Annotated in this window: 16 protein-coding genes; 1 reads left to right on the plus strand and 15 read right to left on the minus strand. The window is 70.6% G+C overall.

What is annotated here, in order from left to right; genetic code table 11:
- From ACFVVM_RS04435 to ACFVVM_RS04505, 15 genes are all read right to left on the minus strand, one after another.
- Positions 1–1,272: an MFS transporter gene (locus ACFVVM_RS04435; protein ID WP_387612860.1), complete on the minus strand. Its 1,272-nt coding sequence runs from the start codon at positions 1,270–1,272 to the stop codon at positions 1–3.
- A gap of 66 nt (positions 1,273–1,338) precedes the next feature.
- Positions 1,339–1,677: a hypothetical protein gene (locus ACFVVM_RS04440; RefSeq protein ID WP_387612862.1), complete on the minus strand. Its 339-nt coding sequence runs from the start codon at positions 1,675–1,677 to the stop codon at positions 1,339–1,341.
- Positions 1,674–2,762, minus strand: coding sequence for a Rieske 2Fe-2S domain-containing protein (locus ACFVVM_RS04445; protein WP_387612863.1), 1,089 nt, complete (start codon positions 2,760–2,762; stop codon positions 1,674–1,676). The genes ACFVVM_RS04440 and ACFVVM_RS04445 overlap by 4 nt, the downstream gene beginning before the upstream one ends.
- 1 nt (position 2,763) lies before the next feature.
- A complete protein-coding gene (locus tag ACFVVM_RS04450) occupies positions 2,764–2,997 on the minus strand; it encodes a recombinase-like helix-turn-helix domain-containing protein (protein ID WP_387612864.1) in 234 nt (77 codons plus the stop codon).
- Positions 2,994–3,458, minus strand: coding sequence for an alpha/beta fold hydrolase (locus ACFVVM_RS04455; protein WP_387612866.1), 465 nt, complete (start codon positions 3,456–3,458; stop codon positions 2,994–2,996). Before ACFVVM_RS04455 ends, ACFVVM_RS04450 begins: the two co-directional genes overlap by 4 nt.
- Entirely contained in the window at positions 3,455–5,134 is a 1,680-nt protein-coding gene (locus tag ACFVVM_RS04460) for a thiamine pyrophosphate-binding protein (protein ID WP_387612868.1), read from the minus strand. The genes ACFVVM_RS04455 and ACFVVM_RS04460 overlap by 4 nt, the downstream gene beginning before the upstream one ends.
- Positions 5,135–5,159: 25 nt before the next feature.
- A complete protein-coding gene (locus ACFVVM_RS04465; RefSeq protein ID WP_387612869.1) occupies positions 5,160–5,942 on the minus strand; it encodes an SDR family oxidoreductase in 783 nt (260 codons plus the stop codon).
- A 24-nt stretch (positions 5,943–5,966) separates the two neighbouring features.
- On the minus strand, positions 5,967–6,704 hold the full coding sequence (locus ACFVVM_RS04470; RefSeq protein ID WP_387612871.1) for an SDR family oxidoreductase: 738 nt from the start codon (positions 6,702–6,704) through the stop codon (positions 5,967–5,969).
- On the minus strand, positions 6,701–7,672 hold the full coding sequence (locus tag ACFVVM_RS04475) for an alpha/beta fold hydrolase (RefSeq protein ID WP_387612873.1): 972 nt from the start codon (positions 7,670–7,672) through the stop codon (positions 6,701–6,703). Before ACFVVM_RS04475 ends, ACFVVM_RS04470 begins: the two co-directional genes overlap by 4 nt.
- The gene (locus ACFVVM_RS04480) at positions 7,669–8,679 is read right to left on the minus strand and encodes a VOC family protein (RefSeq protein ID WP_387612875.1); all 1,011 of its coding nucleotides are present in this window, start codon (positions 8,677–8,679) and stop codon (positions 7,669–7,671) included. Before ACFVVM_RS04480 ends, ACFVVM_RS04475 begins: the two co-directional genes overlap by 4 nt.
- 1 nt (position 8,680) lies before the next feature.
- Positions 8,681–9,631, minus strand: a complete 951-nt coding sequence (locus ACFVVM_RS04485) for a PDR/VanB family oxidoreductase (protein WP_387612877.1) — start codon at positions 9,629–9,631, stop codon at positions 8,681–8,683.
- A gap of 35 nt (positions 9,632–9,666) precedes the next feature.
- Positions 9,667–10,185, minus strand: a complete 519-nt coding sequence (locus ACFVVM_RS04490) for a cupin domain-containing protein (RefSeq protein ID WP_387612879.1) — start codon at positions 10,183–10,185, stop codon at positions 9,667–9,669.
- A 50-nt stretch (positions 10,186–10,235) separates the two neighbouring features.
- Complete coding sequence (locus ACFVVM_RS04495) at positions 10,236–10,604, minus strand: RidA family protein (protein ID WP_387612881.1); 369 nt, start codon at positions 10,602–10,604, stop codon at positions 10,236–10,238.
- The gene (locus ACFVVM_RS04500; protein WP_387612883.1) at positions 10,601–12,136 is read right to left on the minus strand and encodes an aldehyde dehydrogenase; all 1,536 of its coding nucleotides are present in this window, start codon (positions 12,134–12,136) and stop codon (positions 10,601–10,603) included. The genes ACFVVM_RS04495 and ACFVVM_RS04500 overlap by 4 nt, the downstream gene beginning before the upstream one ends.
- A gap of 196 nt (positions 12,137–12,332) precedes the next feature.
- On the minus strand, positions 12,333–12,860 hold the full coding sequence (locus tag ACFVVM_RS04505) for a MarR family winged helix-turn-helix transcriptional regulator (protein ID WP_387612884.1): 528 nt from the start codon (positions 12,858–12,860) through the stop codon (positions 12,333–12,335).
- Between the two features lie 178 nt (positions 12,861–13,038).
- Here ACFVVM_RS04505 and ACFVVM_RS04510 point away from each other — a divergent pair, with 178 nt between their 5' ends.
- Positions 13,039–14,031, plus strand: coding sequence for an SMP-30/gluconolactonase/LRE family protein (locus ACFVVM_RS04510; protein WP_387612885.1), 993 nt, complete (start codon positions 13,039–13,041; stop codon positions 14,029–14,031).
- The last annotated feature ends 59 nt before the right edge of the window (positions 14,032–14,090 follow it).

Consider the following 14,090-nt stretch of genomic DNA (forward strand, 5'->3'; position numbering starts at 1 on the left):
TTAGCCGCGAATCGCCGCCGCCACCGCCCGGTCGGGCGAGTCGGAGACCTTCCTGGCCGAGATCCGGCCCAGCGCCGCGATGAGGGCGAGCGCGCCGAGCATCGGCACGCAGGCCAGGAACACGATCGTGCTCGTCGAGGTGCCGAGGGCGATGAGGGCACCGCCGACGATCGGGCCGAGCACCGAGCCGATGCGTCCCATCGACGCCGCCCAGCCGACCCCGGTGGCCGCGGTCCCGGCCGGGTACAGCGACACCGCGACCGCGGCCTGCCCGATCATCCCGGCCTGCAGCCCGAGCCCGACCCCACCGAACACGATGAGCAGCAGCGCCTTGTCCGCGCCGAGGAAGCCCGAGACGATCAGGAACACGATGGCCAGCATCGTGGTGATCATCAGGACCGAGGTCATCCGGAACCGCAGGACACCCACCATGAGCACGCCGGCGCCGATGATGCTGCCGACCCCTAGTGCCGCGGACCCGAGCGGGGCCAGCCCGGTGGTGAAGCCATAACTGGTGAGCAGGGTCGGCAGCCACGAGGAGAAGATGTAGAAGACGCCGAAGACCAGGAACGAGAATCCCCACAGGAGCACGGTGCGGGTCCGCACCCCGGCGTCGAAGAGACGGGCGACCGAAGCATTGTGCTTGGCGGCGGCGGGCTCGACCGTACCGAGGACGGCGTGCTCGTCGGGCAGCCCGAGCCACAGCAGCGGGAACAGCACCGCCGAGGCGATCGCCCCGGCGACGAACACCGACGGCCAGCCATAGGCGCCGATGAGTTTGCTGCCGAGCAGGCCCGCGATCAGCGCGCCGAGCGAGATCCCCATCGTCACGAACACGGTGATCGACTGCCGCAGGCGCGCGGGATTGAGGGCGGTGGCGTGGGCGACGGCCGCGGGCAGGACCGCGCCGAGCCCGAGGCCGGTGACGAACCGCAGGGCGGTCAGCTCCCAGATCGACGACGCCCACGCGGTGAGCAGCGACCCCACGGTGAAGACGAGGACCGCCGCGAGGATGACGCGACGGCACCCGAAACGGGCCACCAGCTGACCCACCGCGATGTAGCCGAGCGCGACGCCGAGGCTGGTGAGCGCGAGCGCCGGGGTGAAGTGCGAGGCGGAGACGCCCCAGTCCTTGGACAGGGCCGGAATCGACAGGCCCAGGGCAATGGTGTCGTAGCCGTCGAGGACGACGGCGATGAAGGTCAGGGCGAGCACGACCCAGTGGGGCCGGGTGACAGCGCTCGGGGCGACGGTGGTGGATGGTCCGCTCATGATGGCGTCCTCGACGGTAGTCGGCGCGTGGCGCGCCTGATCGATATGGGTCGAACTGTGCCGCGTTCAGCGGGCGGGGAGTGAATTCCTGCGCGCGTCGGACTCGCGGGTGAGCCGTTCGCGGACGGGAAGGAAGTCGTAGCTGGGATGGCAGTCCGTCGCGAACGTGCCCCAGGCGCGGCGTTCGAGCTCGACGTTGACGGCGGGCAGCAGGTGCGCGGACAGCCGCAGGGTGACGATCTGCCCGAGGCCCATGGCCACGACCCAGGACGCGATCTCGCAGCCTGCGGGCGGAAACCCGTGCCACCAGTCGTTGTCGTCGAGCCGCCCCTGCAACTGCGCGAGGTTCTGCCGCTGGTCGTGCCGGAGTACGACCGTCAGCAGCATCGTGTCCTGCGCGCTCATCGACGCGCACCGGCGAGGGTCTCGGCCTGGGCGTTCGCGTCGGCGCGGTAGAGCCGCCGGATTCGCGAGACGCCCAGGTCGTGCTGGTAGAGGTGTTCCTCGCGGTCGGCATCGGCGGCCAGCACCTCGAGCACCCGCCGGTCCTGCTCGAGTACCTCCCAGTGCTTCTCCTCGAGCCGCGTGCGATAGAGGAACCGCCACGCCTCGCGCTGCCATCCGCTGACCCGGCGCGTACGCCAGTGGAACACCACCGTGCTCGACCGGTCGACGGGCGTGCTCATGCCGACGATCCCGAACACTCCGCCCGGTCCGGCGCCCGGGCCGTAGGGGATCTCCAGGTCGACGTAGTCCATCGCACCGCGAACGAACTCCACCCAGTCGAAATTGACCCCGCGCTGATCGGTCTTCTCGAAGAAGAAGCCGCGGTCGGTCTCCCTGATCCGGAAGCGCGCGGAGATGTCGCCGCCGAACATCGAGTGCGAATTGCGGTGCAGGAAGGCGCCGTGCATCGGGTCGAGGACATTGTCCATGTAGAAGCGCCACGGTCCGGCCCACTCGGCGTAGTTCGGGAACCAGGACACCTCCGGATCCGCGAGCCGGTCGGGCAGCGCGAACGGGGTCGGCACCGACTCCGCGGTGAGCGGGACGAACGCGAAGATGGTGTCGGCGGCCTCGACGACGGTCAGCGACACCGTGGCCCGGCGTCCCTCCAGTGCGCACCCCGGCATGCCGGGCACCGCGACGACCGTCCCGCCGCCGTCGACCTGGACACCGTGGTAGAGGCAGGCGATGCGGTCACCGAGATGCTGGCCGACCGACAGCGGCGCGCTGCGATGCGGACAGCGGTCCTCGAGCATGTGCACCGTGCCCTGGGCGTCGCGGAACAGCACCCAGTCGACCTCGAGACGGCGCACGGGCACCATCGCGCCGGGCTCGACCATGTGCGAGGGCAGGATGGGATACCACCGATCGCGCAGGCCGGTGGCGGCGATCTCGTCGGCGTCGAGGTGGCGGCGGGTGCCGACGGCGAAGGTGGGCGCGCCGGGGCGGGCGGTCGCGCGGGTGGGGGTGGCTTCGATGGTCATGTCAGTCTCCCAGTCGACGCATCTCGGCGCGGAAGTTCTCGGCGTTCCACGGTCCGCCGTCGGGCCCGTGCAGGCCCAGACCGTTGAGGCCGTCGACCACCTGATCGAGGGTCTGGGCGCCTGCCGTGAAGACCTCGGTGAGCGAACCGGCGAGCTTGTGCTCGTAGGGCGTGATCGGGTCGGGATGGGTCTGGTTGGCCTCGAGGTAGGGCTCGCGGGCTGTGCGAGTCGTCATCGGCGTACTCCTTCGGTGAGCGGGGTGGGTGGGCACAGAACGGTGTCGGCGCGGGCGGCCAGGCCCTCGGCGATGGCGACGAACGAGGAGGTCCACTCGACGAACGAGGCCCGGCTTTCGGTGTGCACCGGTCGCGGCGAGCCGTCGATGACGACGAAGACCGCGTTGTCGATGTCACCGGCGAGGCGCTGGGCGACGGTGAGCTCGGTCGTCGGTTCGGGGGCGGAGGCCACGACCAGCGTCGGCACGGTGACGCGGGCGAGCAGCGGGCCGATCGTGTCGAGATCGACTGCGGGATCGGCGATGACGAGGCTGCGCACGATGCCGGGATGTGTGATGGCGAGGGCGATGGCCGCGGCCGCGTCGCTGCCCGCGGCGAACACGTGCGTGGGCTCGGCGGCGGCCAGTACCGCCTGCTGCGCGCCGTCGTCCCACCAGCGGACCGGGGCCGGGGTGATCATGACGGCGACCCGGTGGGCACGTGGACCGGCGGCACGAACGCGCCGGGGACAGGCTCGATCGCGGCCACGTCGACCTCGATGAGGGCGGGTCCGCCACGGTCGACGGCCGCGGTCAGCGCGTCGGCGAAGGTCTCGACCCGCTGGATCAGGTGGTACGGCAGGTCCATCGCGGCGGCGAGCAGGTCGAACCTGGGTGTGTGCAGGTCGACCCCGGCCCGGCGAAAGCCGTTCTTCGCCTGCATGTTCCGCAGCACTCCGTATCCGCCGTCGTTGAACACCACGACGACGCAGCGTGCGCCCGAGCCGGCGAGGGAGGCGAGTTCGCCGAGGTGGACCGCGAGTCCGCCGTCGCCGGCCATGACCAGCGTCGGCACGTCCGGCCGGGCGTGCGCCGCCCCGATGCCCATGGCGAGGCCCTGGCCGATGCCGCCGCCGAGAGGGAACACGTTGGTCGCGCGTTCGAAGATCGGGAGCAGCCGGTTGCCCCACTGGCTCGACGGGATGGTGACATCGCGGGCGATCACCGAGCGGGCGGGCAGGATCTGGCGGATGGCTCGGCAGATCTCGGCGTAGCCGCCGATGTAGTCGGTGAGTTCGGCCCGGACCCGGTCGCGCACCTGCTCGACGCGGGCGGTCCAGGTCTCGTCCGGTTGCACGTCGTGCAAGCCTGCGTTGATGGCACGAATGGCATCGCCCGCCTCGCCGACCAGGCCGACCGTCGCCGGGTAGACGCGGCCGATGGTGGTCGGTTCGATGTCGATCTGCACGATGTCGGCGGTGATCGGCAGGCTGTAGGAGGCGGTCTCGTTGGACCGGAAGTGGGTGCCGATCGCGAGGACGACATCGGCGGAGTCCAGCAGGGCCCGCGCGGGCGGTGTGGTCGCGAAGTTGCCGATCAGCAGCGGATCGTCTTCGGGAATGATGCCGCGCCCGGAATTGGACGTGAGCACACCGGCGCCGAGGCGGTGGGCGAGCTCGGTCACCGCTGTCGCCGCGTTCGCCGCGCCGCCACCGAGCCACAGCAGCGGCGACCGGGCGGCCCGCAACAGTTCGACGGCCCGCGCGACAGCGTCGGGGTCGAGTGCGGGCGCTGGGCGCGGCGTCCAAGCCGCCGGGCGCTGCTGATCGGGGGTCGCCAGATACTGCAGATCGCTGGGCCACTCGATGCTGGCCGGTCCCCACGGCGCCGTGAGCATCCGCGCGATGGCGGCCTCGAGCTCGGCCTCCACATCTTTGGCGTCGGTGATGGTCGCGGCGTGCACGGAGACGGCGTCGAGCAGCTGGGCCTGCTTGGGGAATTCGTGGATGACGCCGCGGCTGGGGGCGGGCCGGCCGGGCGCGAGGTACTCGCTGTCGATCTGCCCGGTGATGTGCAGGACCCGGCTGCCCGCGGTGAGCGCCTCGACCATCGACCCGGCCGCATTACCCGCACCGGTTCCGGTGCTGGTCAGGGCGACACCGATGCCGCCGGAGGCGCGGGCGAAGGCGTCGGCGGCATTGACCGCGGCGGCTTCGTGGCGCATCTCCACGAACTCGAGATCACGGTCGACGGCCTCGACGAGCGGCAGATTGTGAATGCTGATGACGCCGAAGGCGGTGGTGACGCCGTGTCGGCGCATCACCTCGACGAGCACGTCGCCGCCGGTGCGGCGGGTGGGATCGGGCGGGGGATTCATGGTGGCTCCTGAGGGTTCGTCGAGGTCAGACGTAGCGGTGGACGCCGCCGCCGACCTCGAGCGTCGCGCCGGTCGTGTAGCTGTTGCGTGGTGAGAGCAGGGTGGTGATCGGGAAGGCGAGTTCCTCGGCGGTGCCGAAGCGCCGTGCCGCGATCCCGCGGTCGCGGGCGATCTCGGCGCTCCACTCGGTGAAATCGTCCGGCGACCCGCTCTCGGCGTAGCGGCGCTGCCACTGGCCGGTGTCGACCAGGCCGAGCAGCACCGAGTTGACCCGGATGCCGTCGGCCGCGAGATCGGCGGCCAGTGAATGCGACAGGTTGAGCAGCCCGGCCCGCGCGGCCGCGGTGACGGCGAGCCGGGACTCCGGTTGCCGCGACAGGATGGCGTTGACGATCACCACCGAACCAGCGTCCGAGGCGGCCAGGGCCGGGCGCGCGGCGCGCACGACGTGGAGCGCGCCGAAGATCTTCAGTTCGAACTCGTCGCGGATCTGCTGGTCGGTGGTGTCGTCGATGGTGCTCATCAGGGAGCGCCCGGCATTGCACACCACCCCGTCGAGCCCGCCGAGCCGGGCGGTCGCCTCGGTCACGAAGGATTCGACATCGGCCCGATCGGTGACATCGCAGGCGGCGGTCACGATCTCGGTGCGCTCGGCGAGGTCGGCGGTCGCCGCGCGCAGCCGCTCCTCGTCCCTGGCGCACAGCGCGAGCCGGACACCCTCCTGCGCGAGCAGCCGGGCCGTCGCCAGTCCGATGCCGGAGCTGGCGCCGGTGATCAGGACCGCGCGGTCACGCAACTGCAAGTCCATGGGAACTCCTCGGTGGATCGGAGGTCAGCGGAAGACGAATCCGCCGTCGACGACGATGGTCTGGCCGGTGACGAACGCGGCGTCGGCGGAGAGCAGGAACCGCACCACCCCCGCCACGTCCTCGGGGGTCTGTTCGCGCGGGAGCGCGCGACCGTCGGTGTAGAGCTGGTAGCGGGAGTCCGGAATGCCCGCGGTGGCCTCCACCCGGACCAGCCCGGGCGCGACCGCGTTGACCCGCACGCCGTACGGGCCCGCATCGCGAGCCATGGACCGGGTCATGCCGATCACTGCCGCCTTCGACGACACGTAGTGCACCAGGCGCGGCGACCCGTACATGGCGACATCGGAGGCGATGTTGACGATCGCGCCACCCGTGGCCGAGAGGGCGGGCCACAGATACTTGGTGACCGACCACGTGCCACGCACATTCACATCGGTGATGCGGCCGAACTCCTCGTCCGGGAGCTCGAAGAACGTCTGGCCGCCGACACCATCCGCGATGGCGGCATTGTTGACCAACCCGACCACCCGATCGCCGTCGAGCCGCTCGGCCAGGGCGCGCACCGAGGTCGGATCGCCGATGTCGGTGACGACCGCCCGCGCATCGTGCCCCGCACCGGTCAGTGCCTCGGCAGCCGCGTGCGCGGTGTCGGGATCGCGCTCGGCGACGACGATCCGATGCCCCTCGACGCACAGCCGTTCGGCAATCGCGAACCCGAGCCCCCGCCCGGCCCCGGTGACGACGACGGTCCCGGCGCTCATGACAGTTCCCCGACGAAGCGCACGACCAACTCGGCGACCAGCTGTGGCTGCTCCTGGATGGCAACGTGTCCGGCATCGGCGATGACATGGTGTCGTGCGTCGGCAGTGACTTGGCGCCCTGTGTCGGTGGTGAGTTGGCGCCGTGCGTCGGTGGTGAGTTGGCGCCGTGCGTCGGTGGTGACTTCGTGCTGGGTGCCGGCGATGGCGTGGTGCTGTGTGTCGGTGGTGACTTGGTGTCGCGCGCCGACGGTGACATCGCGCCGGGCGCCGGCGATGTGCTCGGCCAGCAGGCGCGACTCCTCAACCCCGGTGACGATGTCGTGCTCGCCCACCAGAACCAGGGTCGGGCAGGCGATTTCGCCCAGGTGTGGTCCGAGATCGGTCGACGCCATGAATTCGGCAGCGGCCGCGAAGCCCGATAGGCGCAGTGCGTGCATCGATGCATGGACTGCCGCAACCACATCAGGATCGGCATTCGGCCCGGTCAACCGTGGTGCCCGCGCTGCGGCGACGAATTCCCCGCCGTGCTCGGCCAGTTCGGCGATCCGGGCGCGCATCGCCGTGGCCTTGGCGCCGTCGGTGCCCGATCCGCGCGTGCTGTCGGCCAGGACGAGTGCGGCGACCCGGTCCGGTCGGCGCAGCGCGGCCGACATGGCGACCACACCGCCCCAGGACGTGCCGAACAGCACGGCCGGGCGGTCGGGTGACACTGCGTCGAGTACCCGCAGCGCGTCACCGACGACATCGTGGTCCGGTCCCGGATCCGCGGAATCGCCGTATCCGGCGGCATCGACACACCACACCGCGAGCCCGGACTCGGCCAGCAGCCGGGCCACCGGCGCACATGACTCCGCCGACCCACCGATGCCGTGCAGCAGTACGACGACGGGGTGCCCGACGGATTCGGTGCCGTACCCATGGATCACCAGACCGCCGATCGAGCGCACCGTCGGCGCGACGGCGATCATGCGGCATCCGCCGGAATCGGCGCCCCATAGAAGTAGTCGCCCCGCCCCGGGACCACGAGTGCACGCGCACCGAGATCGGGCACCCCGGCCATCGCCGTGCGCACGGTCGTCGTCGGCGGCCCCGCGGTACCCCACTGATCCGACAGCTGCGGCGTGCGGCGCCAGGTCCGGCACAGCCACGCGTCCTCGTCGATCTGGGCGACCTCGGAGGTGTACTCGCAGACCAGCCCGGCCGGATCGGTGAAGTAGGAGAACGTGTTGTCCCCGGGTCCGTGCCTGCCCGGCCCCCACTGCGGCGCGATCCCGTGCGCCCGCAGATTCCCGATACCGCGCATGAAGTGGTCGATGGACGACATCTCGTAGGCCACATGATTGAGCGAGGGCCACCGCGCCTGATTGAGCGCGATGACGTGATGATCGGAGTTGCACCGCAGGAATGTCATCTGCCGTTCGGACCAGTCCGAGATCTTCATCCCGAGCACCTGGGTGTAGAACGCCGCGGTGCGCTCGATGTCGGTGGTGTTGAGCACGACGTGCGCGATCTTGCGCGGAATCGCCCGTCGCCCAGCGGGTTCCAGCTCCGAGACCGCGTAGGTGTCGGCCGACAGTTCGATCACCCGGCCCTCGGGATCGACCAGCTGCAGCCCGTACCCGCCCGCCGCGTCGTCGAGCAGACCGGGCGGCCGCAGCATCGGGATGCCGAGGCGTTCCAGCGCCCGTCCCGCCTCGTCGACCTCGCGCGGGGTGGCCAGCGCGAAGCTGATCCGGCCGAGCGCGTTGTCGTCGCCGCGCTGCAAACCGAGCACGTGGTGCGCGGTGCCGGTCGCGCGCAACCAATAGCGGTCGTCGTCCTCGTCGACGGTGCTCAGGCCCCAGACCTCGTGATAGAAGTCGCGGGAGGCGGCCGGATCGGGAACGGTGAGGGTCACCGCGCGCAGCGCCCGCAGGGTGCAGACGGGCTCGGCGCTGATCGGCGGGAGGTGATGGGTCAACACTGTCGGGTCCATTTCAGAGATCGAGAACGAGTTCGGCCGAGCGACACCGGGACACGCAGGGGAACATCGTGCGGTTCGCCGCGTGTTCGGCCTCGCCGAGCAGGAAGTCACGGTGGTCCACGTCGCCTTTGACGACGCCCACCTCGCAGGTGCCGCAGATCCCCTCGGTGCACGAGCTGGGCACGTCCACCCCGGCGGTGACGAGCGCGTCGAGCACCGATTGCTCGGCCCCGACCGGGATCCGGCGGCCACTGCGCTCGAGCACCACGTCGAAGGCCGACCCCGCCGCCTCGTTTCCGGTCGCGACGGGCGCCGCGAACCGCTCGGTCCGGACGGTGACACCGTCGGGAACCGCCGCGGCGACGGCGTCGAGCAGTGGCGCGGGCCCACAGCAGTACACGACCGAATCGCCGGACGCCGACCCGAGCACCGCGGTGAGGTCGGGCGGACCGCCGTGCTCGTCGTCGGCATGGATCACCGCGGTGGCGGGGTGGGCGGCGACCTCGTCGACGAAGGCCATGGATCGGCGTGAACGCCCGGCGTAGAGCAGCCGCCAGGGGCGGCCCGTCCGTGCCAGCTCGCGCATCATCGCCACGATCGGCGTGATGCCGACACCACCGGCGACCAGGATGTGCGCTCCGGCCGACTCATCGATGGCGAACGCGTTGCGCGGCCCTTCCACATCGAGCTCGGCGCCGACCGGAAGACCGTCGTGGACGAGAACACTGCCGCCCCTGGACTGTTCGGTGCGCAGCACGGCGACCGACCAGCGACTGTCGTCGGCGGGATCCGAGCACAGCGAGTACTCGCGAACGAGCCCGTTGGGCAGATGCAGTGCGATGTGCGCGCCGGGGGACCAGCTGGGCAGCGCCGCACCGCTCGGGTCGACGAGGGTGAGGCTGGTGACGCCGTGCGCCTCCCAGGTCTTCTGATGCACGCGCAGCCGTCGGGTCGCGTTCGACATCGCTGCTCCTTCCGGTGGTCGAGTTCGCCGCTGGCTCAGCGGGTGACGCCGTACATCTCCGAGCTCGGCGGGTAGGTGGGCAGCTGCGGCTTGGGCGCGCCGATCACCACGCAGAACAGCGCGTCGGTGTCGCCGACATTGGCCAGGCTGCGCGGCACCCCCGCCGGAACCCGGATCAGATCGCGGTAGCCCAGCCGGCGCACGACCTTCTTGGTGCCGTCCTCGACATCGTGAACGGCCACCTCGAGCTCGCCCTCGAGCACGAAGAAGACCTCTTCCACGTCGTGATGGGTGTGCTCGGGGCCCACCGCACCCGCGGGCAGGCGCATGTTGGAGAAAGTGAAGTGCTCGGCCTGCAGTGCGCGTGCGTCGCCCTCGTGATTGCCGGTGGCGCCGGAACCGACATAGCGGATCTGGGCGCGCTTGAACCGGTCACCGCCCTTGGCCGCCTGGAAACCCAGGGTGTCCCAGTCCTCGTGGCGGGTGTCCCGGCTGGCGATGCAGGAGTCGATCAGGGCGTCGAGGTCGGTGGTGGTCTGCTCGGGTGCGCTCATGGGATGTCCTCTTCTCTTGGCGGAGTGGATGATTCGACGGAAGGTGCGGGTCAGGCCCGGTGGGCGATGGCTTCGATCTCGACGGTGGCGCCGTAGGGGAGTGCGGCCACCTCGACGAAGGACCGCGCGGGCCGCGGCGTCCGGAAGACGCGCTCGTAGTGGCGATTCGCCGCGTCGCGCAGCGTGACGTCGGTGACGAAGTAGGTCGTCTTGACCACGTCGCCGAGGGTCATGTCGATGGTGGCGAGGCGTTCGGACAGCCGGGCGATCGCGGCTTCGAGCGCCGGTTCGACACCGTCGACCGCGCGCCCGTCCGCGTCGACCGACAGCGCGCCGGAGACGAAGCCGAAGCCGCCCGCCACGAAGGCGGGGCTGTAGGGATGGGCCGCTCCGGTGCCCGAATCGATGAGCTGAGTCATGAAAGTCCTTCCGCGGGATGGGTTCCCCAGGTCAGGGGCTGATCGGCGAGATCGAGGTAATAGCTCTTCTGCTCGCAGTACTGACGGACGGCGTCGCGTCCCTTCTCGGTCCCGAGGCCGCTGTCGCGCAGCCCCGTGAACGGGGTCGAGATCGAGAACTGCTTGTAGGTGTTGATCCAGACCGTCCCGGCAGCGACCGCGTCGGCGACGCGCAGCGCGCGCCGATAGTCCTGGGTCCAGACCCCGCAGGCCAGGCCGTAGACGGTGTCGTTGGCCTGCGCGATCAGGTCGTCCTCGTCGTCGAACGGCAGGACCACCGCGACCGGACCGAACACCTCTTCCTGGCAGATGCGCGCGTCGTTGCCGACATCGGTGAGAACGGTCGGCGGGTAGTAGGCGCCCTCGGCCAGCCGCGCCTCGGTGGGCACCGCGCCCCCGCAGCGGACCCGCGCACCGGCGGCGACGGCGTCCTCGACCATCCGGGCGACCGAATCACGGTGCCGCACAGCGATCATCGGCGCGATGTCGGTGCGCGGATCGGTGCCCGGCCCCAGCCGGAGACGTGCGGCACGCTCGACGAGCTCATCGGTGAAGTCGTCGAAGATGGCGCGCTGCACGAAGATTCGCGACCCCGCGATGCAGCTCTGGCCGCTCGAGGAGAAGATGCCGTAGAGAACGCCGCGCAGGGCCCGTTCGCGGTCGGCGTCGGCGAAGACGATCGTCGGTGACTTGCCGCCGAGCTCGAGGGTGACCGGCATGAGCTTCTCGGCCGCCAGATGCGCCAGCCGCCGACCGGTCGAGGTCCCGCCGGTGAACGTCACCTTCGCCACGTCCGGATGCTCGACCAGCGCTTCCCCGACGGTGCGGCCCGGCCCCGGCAGCACCGACAGGATGCCCTGCGGCAAACCGGCTTCGGCGCAGAGCCGGGCCAGCAACAGCGTGACCCAGGGCGCCCACACCGGCGGCTTGCTGACCACGGCATTGCCCGCCGCCAGTGCGGGCGCCAGCTTCTGGGCATCTGAGGCGATGGGGGAGTTCCACGGTGTGATCGCCGCGATAACGCCCATCGGGCGGTGCGTCGACATCGTCAGCCACGGTCCGCGGGGCGTGGTCAGAGTGGCGTCCATGGTCTCCGCGGCGGCGGCCATGTAGCGAAAGGTGTTGGCGGCGCTGGTCGTCAGCGCGCGGGTCTCGGTGAGCGTCTTGCCGGTGTCGAGGGTCTGCAGCGCCGCGATGCGGTCGCGGTTGGCCTCGATCGCGTTCCCGATCCGGTGCAGCACGGCGGCGCGCTCGTGCGGCAGCATGCGGTCCCAGCCGCTCGTCCGCACCGCCGCCGCGGCTTCGCGCACCGCGATGTCCACGTCCTCGGTGGTCGCGGCGTGCAGGGTGGCGAACACCCGTCCTGTCGCCGGGTCGACCGACTCGATGCGGTCGCCGCGCCCTTGTGTCCACCGACCGGCGACGAGGATGCGATCACGCAGATCGTCCGCGGCGACGCCGAGTGCCGCGGGCGGATTGGTGGCGAGTGTCATGGGGTGCTTTCTCTCGGAGATATCTTTGCGCTAAGGCATTTGTAATCGCTTAGCGCTAAGACGTCAACGAGAGAAACCGCAGACGGGAAGCTTGTAACCGCTATTTCATCGCCCGGAAACAGGGGAGACGCAGGTCACAGGGGTAGTGACCCCCATCACTGACCGCAGAAAAAAGTTGCGAAGTCCGGTCGGGGACTCAGGAGATCTGACCGGCCTCGGACGCCACCGCGTCGGGTCGCGCCGCCCGCGCTGACCCTTCGAGACGCTCCAGCAGGACCTCGAGCTCGTCCACTTCCGACTGGTCGAGCCCGGCCAGCATGGCCTGCAGCGCGGCGAAGTGCTCGTCGGCGACCACGTCGACGAGCCCGAGGCCCTTCGCGGTCATCTCGACATAGACGATGCGCGCGTCTTGGGCGTCGCGCGTCCGCGTCACCAGCCCGGCGTCCTCGAGCCGTTTGACCCGCAGCGACAGCCCGCCGGTGGTCACCAGGGTCTGCTCGGCCAGCTGCCCGGCGGTGAGCCGGTGATCGGGGACCGCGCGGCGCAGGCACGCCAGCACGTCGAATCCGGAATCGGTGATGTCGTAGCGCTCGAAGGTCGCCGCGATCGAGGACTTGTACACGAGAAAGCTGCGATGCAGACGGCCGAACACCCGCAGCGCCGACACATCGAGCTCCGGCCGGGCGACCGCCCAGTTCGCCACGATGACATCCACTCCATCCACAGCGCGAGCGTACCGTCGACCATCGCCGCACGGTCGATCCCGCACCGGCGCCCGGCGGGCCGCCGCGCTCCGGTCGCCGAATTCGGTGCGCTCGACGGACCGCAGAGACCTTGTGCGCGTGGCGCTTCCGTCCGCTCACCGACTACCGCGCGGATAGTTAGCCGTGGTAGCAATGGGCATGAAGATGCGCCCGCACCGCTGGACTCCGCCTCGCCCCACCGCTCGCGCGCGGCAGACGCACAGCGAACCGCCCCTGCCGCCGACACGATTGCTGCCGCTGCCCGGTAAGGGACCAGAGGACGTCGTGCTCACGCCGGACGGGAAGATCGTCGCCGGTACCGACGACGGCACGATCTGGCGCATCGACCCGGCCGGCGGCGCGGTCGAGCGGATCGCCGGCGTCGGCGGGCGCGCGCTGGGCATGCACGCCGATGCCGACGGTTCGCTGCTGATCTGTGTGGCGGGCCGCGGCATCCTGCGCCTGGCCGAGGCGGGTGCCGAACCCGAAGTGGTCGTCGGCGAGATCGACGGCGAGCCGCTGGCCTTCCCGAGCAATGTGGTGCGGGACGAGGACGGCACCCTCTACTTCTCGATCGCCTCGCGGCGCTGGCCGTTCGAACAGTGGATGGGCGACATCCTCGAGCACTCCGGCAACGGGCAGCTGGTGCGCCGCGATCCGGACGGCACCCTCGACGTGCTCGTCGACGGTCTGCAGTTCGCCAACGGCGTGGTCCTCGCCCCGGACCGGTCCTGTGTGCTCGTCGCCGAGACCGGCTCCTATCGGATCACCCGGCACTGGCTGACCGGTCCGCGCGCCGGCACCAGCGACCTCCTCGTCGAGAACCTGCCCGGCTCACCCGACAACATGTCGCTCGGCAGCGACGGACTGGTCTGGGTCGGCATGGTCGCCCCGCGCAACCCGCTGCTCGACCGCCTCTTCGCGCTGCCCGGCATCTTCCGCCGCCTGTCCTGGGCGCTGCCGGACCGGCTGCAGCCCGCGCCGGTGCGCTCCACCTGGGTGCTCGCACTCGATTTCGACGGCACCGTCGTGCACGATCTGCAGCGCGAGGGCGACAACTACGCCATGGTCACCTCGGTCGCCGAACAAGACGGCACCCTCTATCTCGGCAGCCTGTCCGAATCGGCCGTCGCGGTGACCGCTGTGCCGTGACCCGGCGCAGTATCGTCGAACCCATCCGGCACGTGCACCGCGCTGAGGGGACGGTCCGA

Origin of the sequence: Nocardia sp. NPDC058176, from assembly GCF_042883805.1 — a bacterium.
GTDB lineage: Bacteria > Actinomycetota > Actinomycetes > Mycobacteriales > Mycobacteriaceae > Nocardia.

Coding starts and splice junctions, on each gene's coding strand:
- ACFVVM_RS04435 (WP_387612860.1), bottom strand. CDS start 1,272: ATGAGCGGACCATCCACCACCGTCGCCCCGAGCGCTGTCACCCGGCCC.
- ACFVVM_RS04440 (WP_387612862.1), bottom strand. CDS start 1,677: ATGAGCGCGCAGGACACGATGCTGCTGACGGTCGTACTCCGGCACGAC.
- ACFVVM_RS04445 (WP_387612863.1), bottom strand. CDS start 2,762: ATGACCATCGAAGCCACCCCCACCCGCGCGACCGCCCGCCCCGGCGCG.
- ACFVVM_RS04450 (WP_387612864.1), bottom strand. CDS start 2,997: ATGACGACTCGCACAGCCCGCGAGCCCTACCTCGAGGCCAACCAGACC.
- ACFVVM_RS04455 (WP_387612866.1), bottom strand. CDS start 3,458: ATGATCACCCCGGCCCCGGTCCGCTGGTGGGACGACGGCGCGCAGCAG.
- ACFVVM_RS04460 (WP_387612868.1), bottom strand. CDS start 5,134: ATGAATCCCCCGCCCGATCCCACCCGCCGCACCGGCGGCGACGTGCTC.
- ACFVVM_RS04465 (WP_387612869.1), bottom strand. CDS start 5,942: ATGGACTTGCAGTTGCGTGACCGCGCGGTCCTGATCACCGGCGCCAGC.
- ACFVVM_RS04470 (WP_387612871.1), bottom strand. CDS start 6,704: ATGAGCGCCGGGACCGTCGTCGTCACCGGGGCCGGGCGGGGGCTCGGG.
- ACFVVM_RS04475 (WP_387612873.1), bottom strand. CDS start 7,672: ATGATCGCCGTCGCGCCGACGGTGCGCTCGATCGGCGGTCTGGTGATC.
- ACFVVM_RS04480 (WP_387612875.1), bottom strand. CDS start 8,679: ATGGACCCGACAGTGTTGACCCATCACCTCCCGCCGATCAGCGCCGAG.
- ACFVVM_RS04485 (WP_387612877.1), bottom strand. CDS start 9,631: ATGTCGAACGCGACCCGACGGCTGCGCGTGCATCAGAAGACCTGGGAG.
- ACFVVM_RS04490 (WP_387612879.1), bottom strand. CDS start 10,185: ATGAGCGCACCCGAGCAGACCACCACCGACCTCGACGCCCTGATCGAC.
- ACFVVM_RS04495 (WP_387612881.1), bottom strand. CDS start 10,604: ATGACTCAGCTCATCGATTCGGGCACCGGAGCGGCCCATCCCTACAGC.
- ACFVVM_RS04500 (WP_387612883.1), bottom strand. CDS start 12,136: ATGACACTCGCCACCAATCCGCCCGCGGCACTCGGCGTCGCCGCGGAC.
- ACFVVM_RS04510 (WP_387612885.1), top strand. CDS start 13,039: ATGAAGATGCGCCCGCACCGCTGGACTCCGCCTCGCCCCACCGCTCGC.